19 protein-coding genes are annotated in these 17636 nt (G+C 47.0%); 9 read left to right on the forward strand and 10 right to left on the reverse strand.

Annotation, left to right across the window (positions count from 1 at the left end):
• The first annotated feature begins 78 nt into the window (after positions 1–78).
• On the forward strand, positions 79–1056 hold the full coding sequence (locus K2Y22_05610) for an amidohydrolase family protein (GenBank protein MBX9877916.1): 978 nt from the start codon (positions 79–81) through the stop codon (positions 1054–1056).
• Here the strand turns inward: K2Y22_05610 and K2Y22_05615 are convergent.
• The 6 genes from K2Y22_05615 to K2Y22_05640 all read right to left on the reverse strand — a co-directional run bounded on the left by K2Y22_05615 (position 1053) and on the right by K2Y22_05640 (position 6196).
• Positions 1053–2060, reverse strand: coding sequence for an NAD(P)/FAD-dependent oxidoreductase (locus K2Y22_05615; GenBank protein MBX9877917.1), 1008 nt, complete (start codon positions 2058–2060; stop codon positions 1053–1055). The two genes, K2Y22_05610 and K2Y22_05615, sit on opposite strands and share 4 nt — an antisense overlap.
• A gap of 381 nt (positions 2061–2441) precedes the next feature.
• Positions 2442–3158: a hypothetical protein gene (locus K2Y22_05620; protein ID MBX9877918.1), complete on the reverse strand. Its 717-nt coding sequence runs from the start codon at positions 3156–3158 to the stop codon at positions 2442–2444.
• Between the two features lie 134 nt (positions 3159–3292).
• On the reverse strand, positions 3293–3715 hold the full coding sequence (locus tag K2Y22_05625) for a hypothetical protein (GenBank protein MBX9877919.1): 423 nt from the start codon (positions 3713–3715) through the stop codon (positions 3293–3295).
• Between the two features lie 140 nt (positions 3716–3855).
• Positions 3856–4059, reverse strand: coding sequence for a hypothetical protein (locus tag K2Y22_05630; protein ID MBX9877920.1), 204 nt, complete (start codon positions 4057–4059; stop codon positions 3856–3858).
• Positions 4059–5348: an imidazolonepropionase gene (gene hutI, locus K2Y22_05635; GenBank protein ID MBX9877921.1), complete on the reverse strand. Its 1290-nt coding sequence runs from the start codon at positions 5346–5348 to the stop codon at positions 4059–4061. Before hutI ends, K2Y22_05630 begins: the two co-directional genes overlap by 1 nt.
• A gap of 74 nt (positions 5349–5422) precedes the next feature.
• Entirely contained in the window at positions 5423–6196 is a 774-nt protein-coding gene (locus K2Y22_05640) for a hypothetical protein (protein ID MBX9877922.1), read from the reverse strand.
• A gap of 122 nt (positions 6197–6318) precedes the next feature.
• Here K2Y22_05640 and xseA point away from each other — a divergent pair, with 122 nt between their 5' ends.
• On the forward strand, positions 6319–7551 hold the full coding sequence (gene xseA, locus K2Y22_05645; GenBank protein MBX9877923.1) for an exodeoxyribonuclease VII large subunit: 1233 nt from the start codon (positions 6319–6321) through the stop codon (positions 7549–7551).
• A 13-nt stretch (positions 7552–7564) separates the two neighbouring features.
• Positions 7565–7798: an exodeoxyribonuclease VII small subunit gene (xseB, locus tag K2Y22_05650; GenBank protein MBX9877924.1), complete on the forward strand. Its 234-nt coding sequence runs from the start codon at positions 7565–7567 to the stop codon at positions 7796–7798.
• 87 nt (positions 7799–7885) lie between these two features.
• On the opposite strand, the gene rplI is transcribed toward xseB, so the two are convergent.
• The 4 genes from rplI to K2Y22_05670 all read right to left on the reverse strand — a co-directional run bounded on the left by rplI (position 7886) and on the right by K2Y22_05670 (position 11669).
• Positions 7886–8335, reverse strand: coding sequence for a 50S ribosomal protein L9 (rplI, locus tag K2Y22_05655; protein ID MBX9877925.1), 450 nt, complete (start codon positions 8333–8335; stop codon positions 7886–7888).
• A gap of 132 nt (positions 8336–8467) precedes the next feature.
• On the reverse strand, positions 8468–8926 hold the full coding sequence (locus tag K2Y22_05660) for a GNAT family N-acetyltransferase (protein ID MBX9877926.1): 459 nt from the start codon (positions 8924–8926) through the stop codon (positions 8468–8470).
• Positions 8927–8946: 20 nt separating this feature from the next.
• The gene (rlmD, locus tag K2Y22_05665) at positions 8947–10545 is read right to left on the reverse strand and encodes a 23S rRNA (uracil(1939)-C(5))-methyltransferase RlmD (protein ID MBX9877927.1); all 1599 of its coding nucleotides are present in this window, start codon (positions 10543–10545) and stop codon (positions 8947–8949) included.
• Positions 10539–11669 carry a hypothetical protein gene (locus tag K2Y22_05670; GenBank protein MBX9877928.1) on the reverse strand — a complete coding sequence of 377 codons (1131 nt, stop codon included), beginning with the start codon at positions 11667–11669 and terminating at the stop codon, positions 10539–10541. Before K2Y22_05670 ends, rlmD begins: the two co-directional genes overlap by 7 nt.
• A 58-nt stretch (positions 11670–11727) precedes the next feature.
• Between K2Y22_05670 and K2Y22_05675 the strand changes: the two genes are divergently transcribed.
• The 6 genes from K2Y22_05675 (at position 11728) to K2Y22_05700 (ending at position 17628) form a co-directional block, all read left to right on the forward strand.
• A complete protein-coding gene (locus tag K2Y22_05675; protein ID MBX9877929.1) occupies positions 11728–12939 on the forward strand; it encodes an exonuclease SbcCD subunit D in 1212 nt (403 codons plus the stop codon).
• Positions 12940–13055: 116 nt separating this feature from the next.
• Positions 13056–13610, forward strand: a complete 555-nt coding sequence (locus K2Y22_05680; protein MBX9877930.1) for a hypothetical protein — start codon at positions 13056–13058, stop codon at positions 13608–13610.
• A gap of 123 nt (positions 13611–13733) precedes the next feature.
• On the forward strand, positions 13734–14609 hold the full coding sequence (locus K2Y22_05685; protein ID MBX9877931.1) for an ABC transporter permease: 876 nt from the start codon (positions 13734–13736) through the stop codon (positions 14607–14609).
• A gap of 11 nt (positions 14610–14620) precedes the next feature.
• Positions 14621–15391, forward strand: coding sequence for an ABC transporter ATP-binding protein (locus tag K2Y22_05690; protein MBX9877932.1), 771 nt, complete (start codon positions 14621–14623; stop codon positions 15389–15391).
• A 5-nt stretch (positions 15392–15396) separates the two neighbouring features.
• Positions 15397–17100 (forward strand): glucosyltransferase domain-containing protein, encoded by a 1704-nt coding sequence (locus K2Y22_05695; protein ID MBX9877933.1) that lies wholly within the window; start codon positions 15397–15399, stop codon positions 17098–17100.
• Between the two features lie 66 nt (positions 17101–17166).
• On the forward strand, positions 17167–17628 hold the full coding sequence (locus tag K2Y22_05700; protein ID MBX9877934.1) for a hypothetical protein: 462 nt from the start codon (positions 17167–17169) through the stop codon (positions 17626–17628).
• Positions 17629–17636 lie beyond the last annotated feature (8 nt).

Below are 17636 nucleotides of genomic sequence, written 5' to 3' on the forward strand. Positions count from 1 at the left end.
TTCGTTTATATCTCAGCATAGCAAAATCCTGGGCATTATTAGGCTAGGATGGTTATAAGGGACTTAATGGAATAAGCAATGCGCAATGGTCTCTACATAGTTGATTTTCACACTCATATAGTCAGCCAAGCCGACTTCGAGTCCTATTTTGCCGAAGACTGCCAGCACCACTTCATTAAGCAACATGGTCCTTTCGTGGAGCGGCTTTTGCGCTTAAGCGATCCGCACTTCAGTGACTTCATGCGACACGTCTCTTTCAATTTTCGTCATGAGCTAGCTAGATCTGTCTACAATTTTTGTGGACATCTAGGATTGGTTGAAGCGATTCGCATTTTCAAAACCCACGACTTCAACTATCTGCTCAAAAGCATGGATGCACAAGGTATTGATCACGCAATTATTTCATCGCTGGAGCCTTTAACCGTAACGGAAAACTTGATCAAACTTGTTGCCAATCACAAAGATAGATTCTCCATTTTTGCCTCCGTACATCGCAACCAGGAAGATCCTGCCGGATACTTCCAACAACTGCTTGAATCCGGTGCGGTGCGTGGACTTAAGTTGCATCCACTGGTTGGAGGTTATAACTGCGGCGAACTCCTGGACAAGACTAGAGATGTCCTGAAAGTTGCTTCAGCACATAACTTGCCCGTGTTCATCCACACCGGCCACATTCCAACTGGCGCGCTTGCCGGACTAAACGGATGCAACGACGCCAAAGCAGTCGAACCTCTTCTAGCAGAATTTCCTGAGATCAATTTCGTGCTAGCTCACATCGGCTGGGAGTCTTGGCGGACCATGCTTAAGTTGGCGCGCAAGTACCCCAAAGTCTACGTAGAGACGTCCTGGCAGCCGTCTACCATCATCCGGCGAGCTGTGGACACACTTGGATCGCATCGAGTGATATTCGGCTCTGATTTTCCACTGTTCAAACAAGGACTGGCGCTCAAGCAAGTCGAGCAAGCGCTAACTCCCTACGAGTTAGCCGCAGTCGCCTCAGCAAACGCCGCGCGACTTTTGAATCTACCAGCGAAGAAGCTGAGTCCTGCCGCTTAGATGCTCAAGTTGAGATTGGAGCTGTGTCCCGGGAAGGCTTTCGCTGTCGGGTTGATGTATGTGCAGGCGAAGTTGATGCCGGTGGCAGCTTCAGCAGCGCCTGTGGCAATTAGTTTCAACTTGGCAGTGTGCGCACAAATGTCACCAGCAGCATAGACGCCGGCAATGTTTGTTTCCATCTTCTCGTTGACAATGATGGCGTTGCCTTCCATGATCATGCCCCAGCTCTTCAGGAAGTCCAGGTTGATAACGAAGCCTATGTTGACGATGATGGCATCGCAATCAATTGTCTCTTCTTTGCCTGTGCGGTTGTCGAACAACACGGCTTTTTCGAGAGTCTGTTTGCCATTGCAAACTATTTGCTTCATTTCATGGAAAGTTCTTACTTCCACTTTGTTGCGGTACATTTCTTCTACGGATGTTTGCACTGCACGGAATTGATCACGTCTGTGAATCAAGGTCACCTTGTTGGCCAATTGAGAAAATTCATTGGCCCAGTCAACGGCAGAGTCTCCACCACCGATGATCAAAACATTTTTGCCACGGAACTTTTCTTTGTTCTTAACGGCGTAATAAACCGAGTTACCTTCCAAGCTGTGGTCGTAATCGATATCCAGCTTCTTCGGTACGCAAGCGCCAGCACCTAGAGCGAGCAAAACTGTCTTGGTGTAATGTTCCTGACCGTTGTCTGTTTTTAGCTTGAGAATATTGCCGTCAATGCGCTCAAAGCCAATGACTTTCTCGCCCAATGCTATTGATGGTTTGAAGAGTCCTGCTTGAACGGCAAGGTTCTTGGCTAAGTCTTTGGCCAAAATCTTCGGGTGTCCAGCTACGTCGTACACGTACTTCTCAGGATAGAGAGCAGTTAGCTGTCCGCCTAATTCGGAAAGGACATCAATAGTTTTGGTCTTCAGACCTCTGAGTCCTGCATAAAACGTGGCGAATAGACCTGTCGGTCCGCCACCAATAATCGTTACGTCGAAAACATCCATTTGCTGAACCACGAGACTCCCTATTACTCAATCGGCTATTTTAATACACTTGCAGCCCTCATGTCTGGCTTTTCAAGTGTTTACCCGCAATTGTAAATGCACGCAGGTACCGATTTCTTGTCGATCCTACTATTGGATAACGCCCAAAAGAGAAACTTCTTTTATCAATGTAATAACTTAATATTTACGCTCCGGTTCCGGTTCGAGGACACATTTAGTGTCCTCTCATTGCCTCCACCTTCGCTTGCCCCGACGAGACATTTAGTCTCGTCTCCTTGGCATATCCATCTGCGCTTCGATCCGAGGACACATTTAGTGTCCTCTCCTTGACCGGCTCCTCGCCGCTCTTGCTCAGCTTCTACAACTATAGTCGCGAAGCTCTCAAATCAATTTCTAGCGGTTGACAATAGTCTTGAGTCTTGTGCCGTCCGGCGATTGTACGTGGACGTTATAAGAGCGTACTTCTTGGTAGTTCTGGTAGGTCGGATTGATGGCGTAAGGCACTGGTACGGCTTGAGCCATAACGGGAGCTTGGCTCAAAGGTCTAGCTTCAATAGCTCCCGGCAGCGCACTTATCATCGTATTGTCCTGGATTGGCGCAGGCGTCACAGCAGAAGCACCGGCTGGTGAATATTGGGCGTAGTTCTGGCGTTGCGGCATCGGCATGGCGTTGCGCATACCGGCTAAAAGTACCTGATCAGCCTGAGTGCCTTGGGTTTTGACCACCTTGTCGTTGGTATTGTGGCTGAGGAAGTAAACGACCCCTAACCAAAGGACCATACCACCAAAGAGAGTAGCAAAGAGCATTGATGGTGTAACAGGCAAGCCTGTAAAAAATTGTCCCCACTTGGAGCCGACCATAGTGTCAGTTGTCTGCACATGGGCCGGGTTAGTCGAGCCGGCATGATTATGGTGGCTGTGGTTTTCGCCGCCCTCGTGCTGGTGGCTGTCATTGCCGAGGAAATGGTTGAGAACGCCCATTATCCCTTGACCACCCTGCCCGGTGCCACCTTGATGAGCGCCGTAATGGCCGCTTAAATGGTGAGCTCCGGCGTCGTGATGGCTACCGCCAAGATCATAATGATCGCCAATGTCATGAAAATCGCTCATGCAGAATCCCCGAAGGCAACTGACAACTGTTCGGTAGATTCTACTACCGGAACCTCATAAGTAAATCGTAAAACCCGCACAGAGTGGGGATTACCACATTTTTTTAATAGTTGTTCTCAAGAACTTGGCGAAATCTATTCGATTTCAACGCCTTCCAGGTAGGCGACTTTAGCGCGCAAATCTTCAACGAGCTTAGGCAACGTAAAGACAACCGGCAGCTTTTCTTCGATGGCTGTTATGTGCCTTGTTAGTTCAATGGATTTTTCCATCAAACGAATGAGAATTTGCTGAGTGGCGATCAATTGACGTTGATTGTCGATCAATTGATTGGTAATTTTTGCGGTTTCAACTCTTTGGTCAACACTCAATCCAACTAAGTCGGTCAATTGACCGGTGAGTTTTTCCAAAACTGCTTCCATGACGTGAACACCATCAACGGTGGCATCAACGATCCGGGATGCGCTGGAAGGCTGTCCCTGATCGAAAAACTGATCCATACCCTCCAAATCCAACCCAGCTTCCGGCTCTTCGGCCGGCTTCCGCATACGTTCGGGCATTACAAAATCCCTCTTTAGTAAGAGTCGTGCATCGCTTCTATTTAAAACGACGGGCCCCCATCCGTGGTGGCACCGATACAAATTATAACGAATGAGATCAAATAAACAATATGTTTTTTCGACAATTCAAAAAAATAGTGCTACCAAACATCATGATCATCTTCTTTGGCGAGGATATAAGTAACTACTCCCAAGATGACTGAAAATGATCCGGCAGCCAAAGTTGCCATCGAAACGATCTTGTTAATCGCCCAGTGCTCGTTCATTTGCTGTCCCAAAACGAATGAAGCGATCAAAAGAAAAACGCCAAGGGCAAAAAACATAATCGGCATAAATTCTTTCATTAGCCGATCTCCTTATTCTCAAAAACAATTTTGCCGCGCTTGATTGTTGATGCCACCGGATTTGATGCAAGGTTATACGGGACTTCAGAAATTGAATTCAGATCAAAAATTACTAAATCAGCCTGATAGCCTTCTCTAATTTGACCTACTTTATCGCCCAAACCGATCGCCTGCGCTGCGTTTGCGGTCATTGCAGTCAATGCTTCTTCGGACGTCATTTTCAATTTAAGACAAGCAAGACCCCATATAAAAGGCAGCGAGTAGATATGACACGATCCTGGATTGAAATCCGAGCCCAAAGCAACTGCAACGCCTGAATCGATCATCCGGCGAGCTCTTGCGTGATCATTCAAGTTCAAAAAGAATGAGGTGCCCGGCAAAAGTACAGCCACTGTATTTGATTTTGCAAGTAAATCAATTTCCGCATCACTTACATTCAATAAATGATCTGCGCTTTGCGCTTTTAAATTAACTGCCAACGTGGTGGCACCCAAATTAGCGAATTCATCGGAATGAACTTTCGGCGTTAACCCATGTCTCACACCAGCTTCGAGAATTTTCTTGGTTTCATCGAGAGTGAAATATCCTTCGTCACAGAAGACATCATTAAAGACGGTGGCTCTACCATTGGCGGAGCTTCGCGATACCCGTTCTGATACCAAAGGCAACATGCGTTCAGTGATATCTTCGATATATTTTTCGCGGTTTTGATCAGCTGGAAAAGCATGAGCGGCCATGAAAGTCGGCACCAACTCAACCGGCTGAATCTCATTGAGCTTCAGAATTGCCTCGAACATTCTCAATTCGGAATCAACGGACAAACCATAGCCAGTTTTGACTTCACATGACGTCGTGCCGGATTCGACCATGCGCTTTAATCGCTCTTTGCCCAAAGATACCAATTCATCTACTGATGCATTTCTAGTGGCCCGCATACTGGCCACTATGCCACCACCAGCTTCGGCAATCTCCTTATATGTCTTGCCCTGACAACGAAGTCCAAATTCATCGGCCCTGTTGCCGGCAAAGATCAAATGCGTGTGCGGATCAACTAACCCTGGTGTAACCAGTCTGCCTTCAGCGTCAATTTTTTTTGTTGAGTCGGTGATACTGCATTTTGCCAGTACTTCCTTTTCAGATCCGCAAGCGACGATTTTGCCATCGGCAATTGCCACCGCTGCATTTTTTACGCGGTTAATCTTGCCCATCGCACTTCCATGTGCCGGCACGTTTTCCAAGTGAGGTGTTGCCAGCTCACCAATGGAATGAATAAGTAAATCGACAGCCAAGTTAGTTCCTTATATATAAGTACGCAGCCAACACGTGGTCAGGGCGAATTATAGATACTTGGCTTCCGTCGCGCTTATGCCGTCTTGGATATTGGTCTTATTTGCTGACGACCTTGTGAAAATTTAGCCTCCAAGAAATTACAGCGCTTGCAAGTTTGACGCGCGCAATCATAATGCTCAGGCTCTTTCATTTCAGAAAGTGTTTTCAAAAGATCCGGCCAGTGAAGACGGAAAGTCGACTCTTCCATTGGAATAGTTACCGTCTGTCTTTCCGGACTACCAATTTGCACAAAAGTCATTGAGACTTTGTCGAACGGCCAACGACAACGCAGCTTTTCAGCAAGGTACTGCTTCACCAACATTGATGATGACGGCCAAGCCGGATCAAATGGCTTCAGTGGTTTTAAATGGAAGTCAACAAGCTCAAGACGTCTTTGACTTGGATAGTAGAGAATCAAATCAAAAGTATCTTCCAGATAAACACGCAAACTGCCAATGCGTGCTCTTACCTTTAAATTGATACCAACGATTTGTGCGCCGGCAGGCTTATATCCATTTAGAAGATATTGAGACAAAGTCTTGTGAGTATAGAGAAACGCTTTGGCTGCTCTGTCGTTGCTCATCTCATCTGCTGGCCAATGTTGTCCCATGAACTTCAACAATTGATGCATATTGGCAACCTTGCCGCGATTTATTTCAGCAATTGCCCGCAAGAGAAAACTCTTGACAGTTTTGTCGCCACTTGCCACTTTACGACCAGTAATGAGGCTCTCATACGCCATCCAGTAAGCCTTTCGGCATACTTTGAACGTTTCGATCATGGCAGGTGTAAACAAGGTTCTTTCCATTGGAACCCCCTTTCGAGTTGACTACCTTACTTTTGTATGTCATACCAATATATAGGTGTCCTTAAACCAGCGTCAACTTAAATGTGGCGGATCCGGGATAATTAATCGAAAGGCAAAAAGAGATGAGCGTACCGCAACCCCAATTCGGACAACTCAACCCTGTACTTACCGTTTCGGAATTTACAGGTTTAATTAAAGACGTCCTGGAAGAGACCTTCGACGCCGTAGCCATCGTTGGCGAAATAAGCAACGCCAAACTCTACCCATCCGGCCACTGGTACTTCTCTTTAAAGGATAAGGACGCAACTATTTCCTGCGTCTGTTTTAGAAATGCCGCTCAATATTTGAAATTTGAATTAGAAGATGGCTTGCAAGTTGTCGCCAAAGGCAAGATTTCTGTCTATCCACCACGCGGCAACTATCAAATAGTAGTCACCGGACTTGAGCCTGTCGGCATCGGTCAATGGCAATTAGCTTTTGAACAACTGCGCGAAAAATTAGATAAAGAAGGATTGTTGGATCCTGAACGCAAAAGACCAATTCCGGCAACGCCACGTTGCGTCGGTGTCGTCACCAGTATTGCCGGTGCTGCGCTGCGCGACATCTTGAGCGTTTTCAAAAGACGCAATCCGGGACTGCGCGTAATCATCAGTCCATCAAAAGTACAAGGCGAAGGCAGCGCAGAAGAAATTGCTCAGGCTATTGAAAGCCTCAACGAAGTGCCTGGAGTTGATGCCATCATTGTCGCCCGCGGTGGCGGCTCAATTGAAGATCTCTGGTCATTCAATACAGAAATTGTTGCGCGTGCTGTTGCCGCATCGGGCGTGCCTACTATTTCCGGTGTCGGTCACGAAACAGACGTGACTATCTGCGACCTGGTTGCCGACTTGCGCGCGCCGACGCCAACAGCTGCGGCCGAACTTGTCTCACGCGGTCACATGGAAATGGCCAGCGCCTGGACCAACTTGCACAGACGCTTGCTCGACAGAATTACAGAAAAGCTAGCGACAGCAAGATATAGATTTGAAAAAGCCGATCCGTGGCCGGAACTTCTGCGCTATGCCGATCGCTTGCAGCATTTGCATCTAAAGCTGCAGAATCTGCGCCATAAATTATTGAATACCAGCGAAACCTTGCTTGCAGAAAACAAACATCGCTGGACTATGGCATATGAGAAGTTGATGGTCTTAGGACCCCTGAATGTCTTACAACGCGGCTTCGCCGTCATTCGAAATAAAGATGGTGAAATCATCACCAAAGCACACAAGGTAAAAGAAGGAGACACAGTAGAAGCATTGTTGGCCAAGGGCAAACTAAAACTCAAAGTCATCGAATGCGAATCTGACTGGTACTAGAAAGGAGCAACTAATGTCTAAAGAAAAAGATTTTGAATCAACATTGAAAGACCTCGAGAAAATCGTCGGTAAACTAGACGGTGAGATAAAACTCGAAGAAGCACTTGAGCTTTTTGAAGAAGGCATCAAGCTAAGCTCCGACTGCGAAAAATTCCTCACTACCGCCGAACAAAAGGTCGAGCTGCTAAAGCGCCAAGCTGACGGAACAGCAACGCTTGAAATGTTCGTCGAAGTCGCTGCGGAATAAATCAGTTCATATTACAAACAAAAAGACCTTGCAAAAAGCAAGGTCTTTTTTAATTATGCGTAGATGCGCATTGCATGCGCGCACCAATTACTCAGCGTGCACTTCAACCATGATTTCAGCTTGCACTTCCGGTGCGAGCTTTACTGTTGCCGGGAAGTTGCCGAGGAAGCTGATATCGTCAGCGGTCTTTACTGTGCGCTTGTCGATTTCAGTGTTCAATTCTTTGGACAACACTTGAGCAATTTCTTTGTTGGTTATCTTGCCGTAAAGCTTGCCGCCTTCGCCAGCTTTTGCTGCGAGTTTGACGGTACCAACTTCTTTGATCTTCTCAGCGAGATCAAGAAATGCCTGGTGCTGAATGTCTGCTTTCTTACGCAGAGCAGCCAAATCTTCTTCGCGTTTTTTCAATGTGCCGTCGGTTGCTACGACAGCCAAGTTTCTTGGTTGCAAAAAATTGCGGAAGTAACCGTCGCTTGATTCAACGACATCTCCAGCTTTGCCTAATTTGGCGACGTTTTGTTGCAGAATTATTTTCATGACTTCTCCGGAGGTAACGGCTCAAAAGCCAGCGAGTAGATAAGGTCTCGCGCCTGAACCAATTGACAATTATAAGACTTTACCATGAAGGCGCGGCAGATTTGCGGTCTATAAGCCTTCGTTCATGATCCTTTATGAACGCTCACGAAACATGGCTCGAATGCCCGAGGGGTCGGAGTTGAAGCCAAGGCGCTTGTAGAAGCCGTCCCGACCTGGGTCGGCATAGAGCGTAATCAGGGAAATCGGGTACTGGTCTAGCTGATTGATAATTTCTCGCATGATGCGCTTGCCCAGTCCCAAACGCTGGTAACTTGGGCGTACAGCCACGTCCCAGATAGTTGCATTAAAAACTTTATCGCCTGTGGCGCGGGCAAAACCAACCAACAAATCGCCATCCCAGGCACTGACAACAGCGAGGCTGTTAGCTAAAGCGCGGTTAATCAAATCGGGGTCGCGTCGAGCCCAACCCACAGATGCGCATAAGTCCTGCAGCGCTTCCGGCACTAACGTCTTCTCAGTGCTAATAACTACGCTGGCAAGACGACTTTGCTTGTCGGTATCCAGTTTTCTGAAAAAGCCTGTGAAAACCATTTCTGCCCTCGCGGCGGCCGTTATGACTGGCGCTCAATTGTGGTTACGCTTTCAACGTGATAGGTCTGAGGAAACATATCCACTGGTTGAACCCGTTTAGTTTTATACCCATTTTGCTCAATTATCTTCAGATCGCGAGCTAATGTCGCCGGATTGCAACTTACATAGATAATTCGCTTCGGGTTTAGGGCAAAAACTGCGTTCAACGCATCAGGGCTGCAACCCTTGCGCGGCGGATCAAGAAGCACAACATCAGCATTACCGTGAATGCGCTCTGTTACTTCCGGCAGCATTTTCTCGACTGTACCCAAGCAAAACTCTACATTTGCCACGCCATTCAGTTCGAGATTTGTCCGGCCATCTTCAACAGCCGGCTCAATTTCTTCAATGGCAATAACTTTCTCTGCAAAAGGCGACAACCAAATGGACATCGTGCCCACGCCGGCATAAGCATCTACAAGTGTTTTGGGTTTACTGCCGAATTCCAACAACGCATCGGCAACAGCTTCCAAAAGCTTGCCTGCCTGCTCTGTGTTTATTTGGAAAAAGCTCGCCGGAGATAGGCGGAATTTTATGCCGCGAGTAAGCAATTCCGGAAAATCCGAGCGCGTGCTTTTCAATTCTTCGGTAATAAATGATTCGCCTGCCAGGCAAATTGTCGTGCCGCCAAGAATTCTGTTGCCTCTATCCGGATTGAGATTAATGCAAACGCCTACTGCCTGCGGCAACTCGCTCATCAGATCTTCGGCAATTCTTTCCAACATCTCCGGTTGTAGCCTACCCGGAATAATTTTTTTGCCGTGCGCGCTTCCGAATCTAGGCTTCTCGCGTTTCGGCTCAACACTTGTCGGATCACCTTCCTCATCTTCATCGGAAGTCTCAAATGATTGAACCGATTGCAACAATTCCTCGCTAAATCCGCTTGAGCGCAAATGTTCAACACTGGAATTCAACACCAGCGTAATCAGCAATTTATTGTTGGCAAAACTAAAGCGCCCTAGTATGTGACGCAAGAGTCCTTTATGCGAACGCTCATCATAGGCTGTCATCGCATGACGCTCGCAAACAGCTTTTACCGATTCAAGCATTTCATCCAAAGCTTGTGGTTGTACAGGACAAAACTTGACGTTGATTAGCTTGTGACTGCCTTGCCCATAATAACCGGCAAGAATGCGCGTCGAATCATGGGGATGCCTTACAGGAAATTGCGCCTTATTACGATAGTGGAGATTGTTTTGAGCACCGATGGCAGTCTGAACCAAATCCGGACTTAGTCCGCCTATATGTTTAATGGCTTGCCTGACGATATCCTCTTTTGCTTTTAGTTGATAGTCATAGCTAATGTGCTGCCACTGACAGCCGCCGCAAACTTTGAATATTTTGCAGGGTGGTTCTTGCCTTTGAGCTGAAGGCTCAACTACTGATTCAACTATTCCGCGAGCAAAATTCTTGCGAACATCGACAAGTTGTACTTCCACAACATCTTCGGGCGCCACGCGCGATACAAATACAGGAATGCCTTCATGCCGGCTGACACCGTCGCCGCCGGGCGCCAAGGACTGGATGTTTAGCCGGACTATTTGTCCGCGGCTAAGTTGATGAGTGCGTTCGTTTACCAATGTCTTTCTCCGCCGGGACCCATATCAGGAGGACCGTCAAATGGTTGTGCTCTGTCCATTCGCTTGGGGTTGTTTTGTTGTCTCGCCTGCACGACGTCTTCTATCTTATCGTTAAGAGGTTCCATTTTCCTCGCCACATCATCAGCACTGCCGTGACGGGCAATGTAATCGACATCGCGATATGACCGCATCAGACGATCAACTTCGTCTTCCGGTACAACGAATTTCTGCATTTGCTTGATGCGCTTCACTGCTCGCGCTCTCTCCATCAGCATTGGCCCTGGGCTCGGCGCGTCGCTTCCCAATTCATTTCGCAAAGAATCAATCATTTGTTGTTGCTTGCGAGCGAAGTCAGGATGCTCTTGCATTTTTGCTGGTGTCATAGCTTCCGGTTTGGCGAAATTACCCGCGCGCGGTTGTGCAGTCATGCCGCCAGCTTGCGCGATTCTATCCTTCAATAAATTTATTTGTTGCCCTAGCCCATCACGCTGGTTGTAGCGAGCTAAATCTTCAATCAAAACAAAATTTTCAGACAAAGTTTGCAGAAGTCTTTTGTCTACCTTCGTCCCATTAAGCTGCCTTATCTGATTGAGCAGTTGCGCTCTCTCAGAAGCCATCGGCCCTGCTACGACATCCGAGCGCTGCAAGATTTGTGTGTAACTTTGCTGCCTAAATTGTCCCAACGGATTTGCTTGCGCCTTAATTTGTCCTTTTGTGACATTAACGGAAGCCATCAATTGCGTCTGACTTATCTTGCCGGAGCCAAAGCGATTTATGTCGTCGGCTGTCACCAGCATCTTGGTGTACTGCGTTGGATTCTTCGTTTCGTAAAAATAGACTTCCACTGTCTTGAATTTTTGTGGGTCTAGGGCAATTATCTTGCGGGTGATAAGGACGGCATCAACCTTGCAGTCTTTGTCCGAAGCCTGAGGGTTGCGAAAGCTGGTAATTAACGCCGAATCATTTGTCAGCACTGGCTTGATGTCATAGCCGGGCGTCAAAATGTGCGCATCTTTCAGCGTCTTTGTGATTTCTTCAGGGGTCACAGCCCAAACAGGCAAGGTTAGGACAGCAGACAAGAGCCAAGGACTCAGCCGGGTTAAATTCATCAAGCGAAAGAGCATCGTTCACCCCTTTCCTCAATTTTAGCTCCATATTTGAACAAGGCGATACAATATCCACATGACTATTAACGTCATTCATGTCTCCGACATCCACCTTGGCTCCGGCGAAGGTCATGGGCGCGTAAATCCGCAAACAGGATTAAATTCGCGTTTTGAGGATTTCGTGCGGGCGCTGACGCAAGTTGTTGACTACACAATTGCTAACAAGGCGGATATTTTTCTCTTTTCCGGAGACGCCTATCGGACCTCATCGCCAGAGCCCATCTACCAAAAGGTTTTTGCCAAAGAATTAAAACGTTTATCCGACGCATCGATTCAGACTATTCTTTTGACCGGCAATCATGATCTAATTTTGCGATCGACAGCCAGTCACTCGATGTCGGTTTTTCAAAGTCTTGAAGTGCCAAATGTCACTGTCATTGACAAACCAAAAGTTTTTACGCTTGATACCGCTCATGGTGCATGCCAGATTGTAGGCTTGCCTTATGTGACGCGTCACCATTTGATGTCGTCGGAAGAGTTTTCCTCTATGGGACAAGTGCAAATTGACAAAGCAATTGTGGAAAAAGTATCAGCGGTGATGCGTGGACTTTATGACGAATTAGATGACAAAATTCCCACGCTCGTTACGGCACACATGACTTTAGACAAGGCAATTGCCGGTATAGAAAAAGAATTGCTTGTCGGCTACACGCAGACTTTTCCATCGGATATTTTTGTTGATCCGCGTATTGATTTTGTCGCCTTGGGGCACGTGCACAAGCATCAAGTCATTCGAGACAATACACCACCAATTGTTTACGCAGGCAGCCTCGATCGCATTGACTTCGGGGAAGAGAAAGAAGACAAAGGATTTCTGCACATTGAATTAAATCGCGGCTCAAGCAAATTTGAGTTTCACTCAATCTCGCCACGCCCTTTTGTCACAGTCGACTGCGACGTAACAAATTCTGAGGATCCGACAAAACAACTTTTGCAGGCGATAAAAGAAAAGATAAAAGAAGGTTGTGTCTTGCGTGTTCGCTACAAGATAAAGCAAGAACAAACAGCAAAGTTGAATGTGCAAGAGCTGGAAGATTGCTTGAAGCAGGCAATGTCGGCACGTCTTATTCCTGAGATAGTTTTTGGACAACGCCTCGGACGCATACCCGAGTTAAATGAAACATCCGTTTCAACGCCTCTGTCGGCACTTGAGTCGTACTTGGATCAAGTTGCTCCCGAACGCAAAGAAAAGCTCCTGGAGCGCGCTAAACAGCTCTTGGATGACTAGAATTTCATGCCACAGCCTGTAACAACTCACCCCTTGTAAACTCATTTGGGTTAGACTGACGGCACGTATTACTAAATGACTTTTAGTAATCGCTAAAACTTTGCGGGGAAAACACAATGTTCAACTGGAAAAAGCAATACAAGAATTTGTCACTCATCGCTCTGGCAGCCATTTCGTGCGCCACGATGACGACCGCATGCTCCTCCAACAAGGAAACTGCCGCAGTGCCAACTCCTCAAGGAACAATTGCCCTTGATGCAGTGCGTGTAGGCATGCCTGAAACAACTTTCAAAGATGCAATCTTGACCTTCGTACAAGATCCAAACGGCAGCGTAGCCGGCAAGGTGCAATACCTGAGCCGCGGTCGCGATGCCAACGGTGGTCAGTATATGGTCCAGTGCAAAGACGGCAGATGCTTTGGTCTTCTTGTTTATCAACAAGAGCAACCACTGAGCAAAGAGCAGGCTCTTGCCACATTGGAAAAGCTTTTCCCAACCGATAAGCCAACCCAATCCAAAGTGGATGACCAGCAGGTAAAAGCCGGCAATGTAGGCACACCAACAGAAACCATCTTCTTCGGTGACGACTATAAAGGTGAATTAATTTACACTGACAAGTCGGCTTCCAAAGTCAAAATAATCGCAGCCTGGGCACAAAAACTGCCTAGCTAAGAAGCTGTTGATTCTTCCTCCCCAAGAGGCTGTAGCGTGTTATCATCTTGTGAACCCGGCTGGGACGCGGATGATTCTGCCGACAGCCTCTTTGAACTTCTATAGGGAACCGCGCTGGTTAACATGTCTGTTCAACTCGGACAACCGAAAACAGTAGAGACAGCACGTGAGTCACGTGGTGTTTCAAGCTACTACAACCTGACACCCAAAGCAGGTATGCGCGGGCTCTGGCAGTTGCGCCCACTTATTGAACTTATGGTTCGCCGTGATTTGCAAGGAAGATTTCGCGGTTCTGTGATGGGCACATTCTGGTCGGTTATCAATCCGCTCGGGCACATGCTGCTTTATACGTTCGTGTTTTCCATCGTGCTCAAAGTAAGACTGGGTACTGATGCATCAACAGGCAGTTTTGCCATGTTCCTGATGGCCGGACTATTGCCCTGGCAGTCATTATCCGAATCCTGCTTGCGTGCCACCACAACAATTTTGGAAAATCCCAATCTCGTTAAAAGAGTTGTTTTCCCGTTAGAAATTTTGCCTCTGGTATCAGTACTCTCATCAATGGTTACTGAGGTTATCGCACTAACCGTGCTGATAGTAATTGCCGGCATTTCAATGCACGCTGTTCACTGGACGCTCGTCTATATTCCACTGCTTCTACTTTCACAATTCTTATTTGTCGGTGGAATCGCCTGGTTGCTTTCCAGCATGGGAGTATTCCTGCAAGACATCCGTCACGCCATTTCGCTTTTCCTGTCCGCGTGGATGTATTCGACACCAATTGTTTATCCGGCATCGCAGCTTCCTGAATCATTGAAGTTCCTCTTGTGGATAAACCCCATGGCAGGACTTATCGGTGACTTCCGCCGCTGCATGCTTGAAGGGTTGCCACCGGATTGGAATTCTTATTTCTCTTATACAGCAATCGGCTTAATCCTCTGGTTTGCCGGCTATTACTTCTTCTACAAAATCAAGAAATCCTTCGCGGATGTTATGTAGGTTCCTAAGACATGATCGCAGTTGAACTAAAAGGAATATCAAAGCATTACTCGATCTACGATCGTCCAGTCGATCGTTTGAAGGAAATACTTTGGCGTAATACGCGTTGCTTCCATAAAGAATTCTGGGCACTCAAAGACATCGACCTTACATTCGAGTTCGGCACAACTACAGCTCTGCTCGGTCCAAACGGCTCCGGCAAATCAACAATGCTGCAGATTATTGCCAATGTGCTGCAACCGACAGATGGCACCATCACCATCAACGGTCGCCTGACAGCTATTTTGGAACTGGGGGCAGGTTTCCAGCCTGACTATACCGGTCGCGAAAATGTCCTATTAAACGGCATGATCTTGGGCATTCCAAAAGAGGAAATGCTGAAAAAGATGGATGAAATTGCCGACTTTGCCGAGATTGGTGATTTCTTCGATCAGCCGGTCAAAACATATTCAAGTGGCATGACTGTTCGTTTGGCATTTGCATCAGCGATAAGCGTTGATCCGCAAGTATTGCTCGTCGACGAAGCACTTGCTGTCGGCGACCACCGCTTCCAGCAAAAGTGTGTCGGCAAAATTGAGCAAATGCAGCAAGCAGGCAAGACAATTATCTTTGTCTCTCACGATATCCCGGCAGTTGAGCGTTTCTGCGACAAAGCAGTATTGCTTAATGGCGGACAAATAGTGGCAACGGGAAATTCCGCCGACGTGATACCACAATTCAAACAAATGATGGATGAAGGGACAGTCGCTCCGAAGATTATCTCGCAAGCCACAGTATCCTAAAAGTTATGACAACAACAAGCAACCCAGTCACAAAGTCGCAAGACAAGAAACAATCACGCCTACCCTTCATCAACGATGGGCTGATTGCTTTGGCGGCATTTCTTCTATTGGAATTTCTGTGTTTCGGACTCATCCTAAATAGAATCGGCTTCTATATGGACGATTGGAGCATGTACTCCAATTTGCACTTTGGTCCAAAACCCTGGTGGGATTTGACCCTGGAATGCCTCAAGGATCCCAAAGTGATAATCAGACCTTTGGAAGGTCCATATTTTGCGGCGCTCTTTACTTGGTTCGGTGGCAGTCCCTTCGGACATCACCTGGTCAATGCCTTATTTGAAGCGTTTGGCGCCTGGTTCCTTTATTTAGGACTAGCTCGAGTTTCACACAACAAGAGACTGTCGTTTTTGGCTTCGGCACTATTTCTCATGTATCCAAATCATGATGCAACGCATTATTGGATAACAGCGAGTTCTGCCACAGTCAGCTTGACGCTCTACACATTATCTTTCTGGCAGGCAGTTAAAGGCTTCCAGGAAAAACGTATTGGACTTGTCTTCCTTTCCGCATTTTCATTCCTGTTGAGCGTATTCAATTACGAGTCCTTTTTACCGCTTTTCCCATTTACTTTTGTTTGTTGTCTCTTCATTGCCCTTGAAGGACACACCCAAAAGGCTAAAGCGGCTCTGCAAACAGCATTGTACTTTTCTCCCTATGTAGCAATCACTGTCATCACTTGGTGGTACAGACGCGTTTACTTACCCAAAGTCCTTCCGGAGTCCTGGACACCGGCGGCTGGTTTTGATATCAACCACATAATCACCGTCTACAAAGAGGGCTTCAACGATAACCTTTTGGCACCAGCAGCGCTGTTCTTTATTGAACAAGCTAATAAGGCGCTCGCCACCGGTGTTACACCGATTGAATGGTTGTTCTTCGCAATAGCTGCAATTGCAGTTGCGACAACACCGTTTTTATTGGCAAAGTCAGAGTCGGAAATCGAACCGGCAACCTTTGCTAAATTATTAGCGGCTGGATTTATCACAATTCTTTCCTCGTACTCGATTTACGGACTAGCACTCACCTATGTGCCGCGTCTCGATACGATTATCAACCGCATCAATGCCGGAGCATCAATAGGATCAGCAATTATAATTACCTGCGCAATTTTCTTTATCGCGCAGGCAATTAACAAGCGCGCAACTGTAATTCCTGTTTTGCTTGGCACACTACTTGTCGGTCTATTTATTCTCTCCAATTGGGGCTTATCCAAGCCGTGGATAGCTTCGTGGGGTGTGCAAAAACATATTCGCACCATAATTGAAAAAAATCGAGATACATTCAAATCAGGCGATTCAATATTGCTCGCTAACGCGCCTCGTTACGTCATGTGGGCACCTTTATTTGACGGCGTCTGGGATTTCCAAACAATGGTGCGCTGGTGCCTAGACAATAAACATATCAATGCCGGAGTTGTCTCCGAGCGAATTGTGCTTTCCAAAGACGATGCTCGCGATGTATCTCGCGGCTACCTCTGTGGCACTTACCCTTATAAAACCATGCATCTTTTGACCCCTGGTCCTGAGACCTGGTACGCGGTGCCCAACGGCGAAACTTTTATTGCCATTATCGAAAAGAACGGCATGGCATTCGGATTGGACAAGTCTATGCCCGCCCAATGGCGCGCCCAGCTTGGCATTCAGAAATAATCTAACCGGTAGTTTTAATAATACATTTTTCGGGTAAATGCTATTCAGACAGCCGGAGGCAATGCTATGACGACACCGCACGCGTTTGATGGGGCAATGCAAAAGGCAAAAGCCGGCGACGTAATCACAAACGCCGTTGAACATGCTGTTGTACACGCACTTCTTCAAGAATTTATGGGTGGAGGCAAAGTAGCTTTTGAACTGGAGAAGCTGATTGATGATCAATTGTTGACGCCTCAGCTAAATGACTCGCTAAATGTCTGCAAAGCTATCGAAAGCGTAAGCAATGATCCTGCCGCAAGTCAGGATTTCCTAGAGGCGACTGTCGGCAAAAGCAAAATTCCGCAAGACTTCAGCACTTATGATCAGAAGCAACGCGCGGATTGTATGATTGCTCTGCTTGAAGCCAACAATACAAACTTAGACAGCCAAGAAATGAGTTCTCTTGTCGACGCAACATCAAACGGTGGAGCACCGAAGATTCAGCAAATTTGCAATGACATGAAAAAGAATCATCCTATCGCCTGAGATCAAAA

The organism is Candidatus Obscuribacterales bacterium, assembly GCA_019744775.1.
Taxonomy (GTDB): domain Bacteria; phylum Cyanobacteriota; class Vampirovibrionia; order Obscuribacterales; family Obscuribacteraceae; genus SBAT01.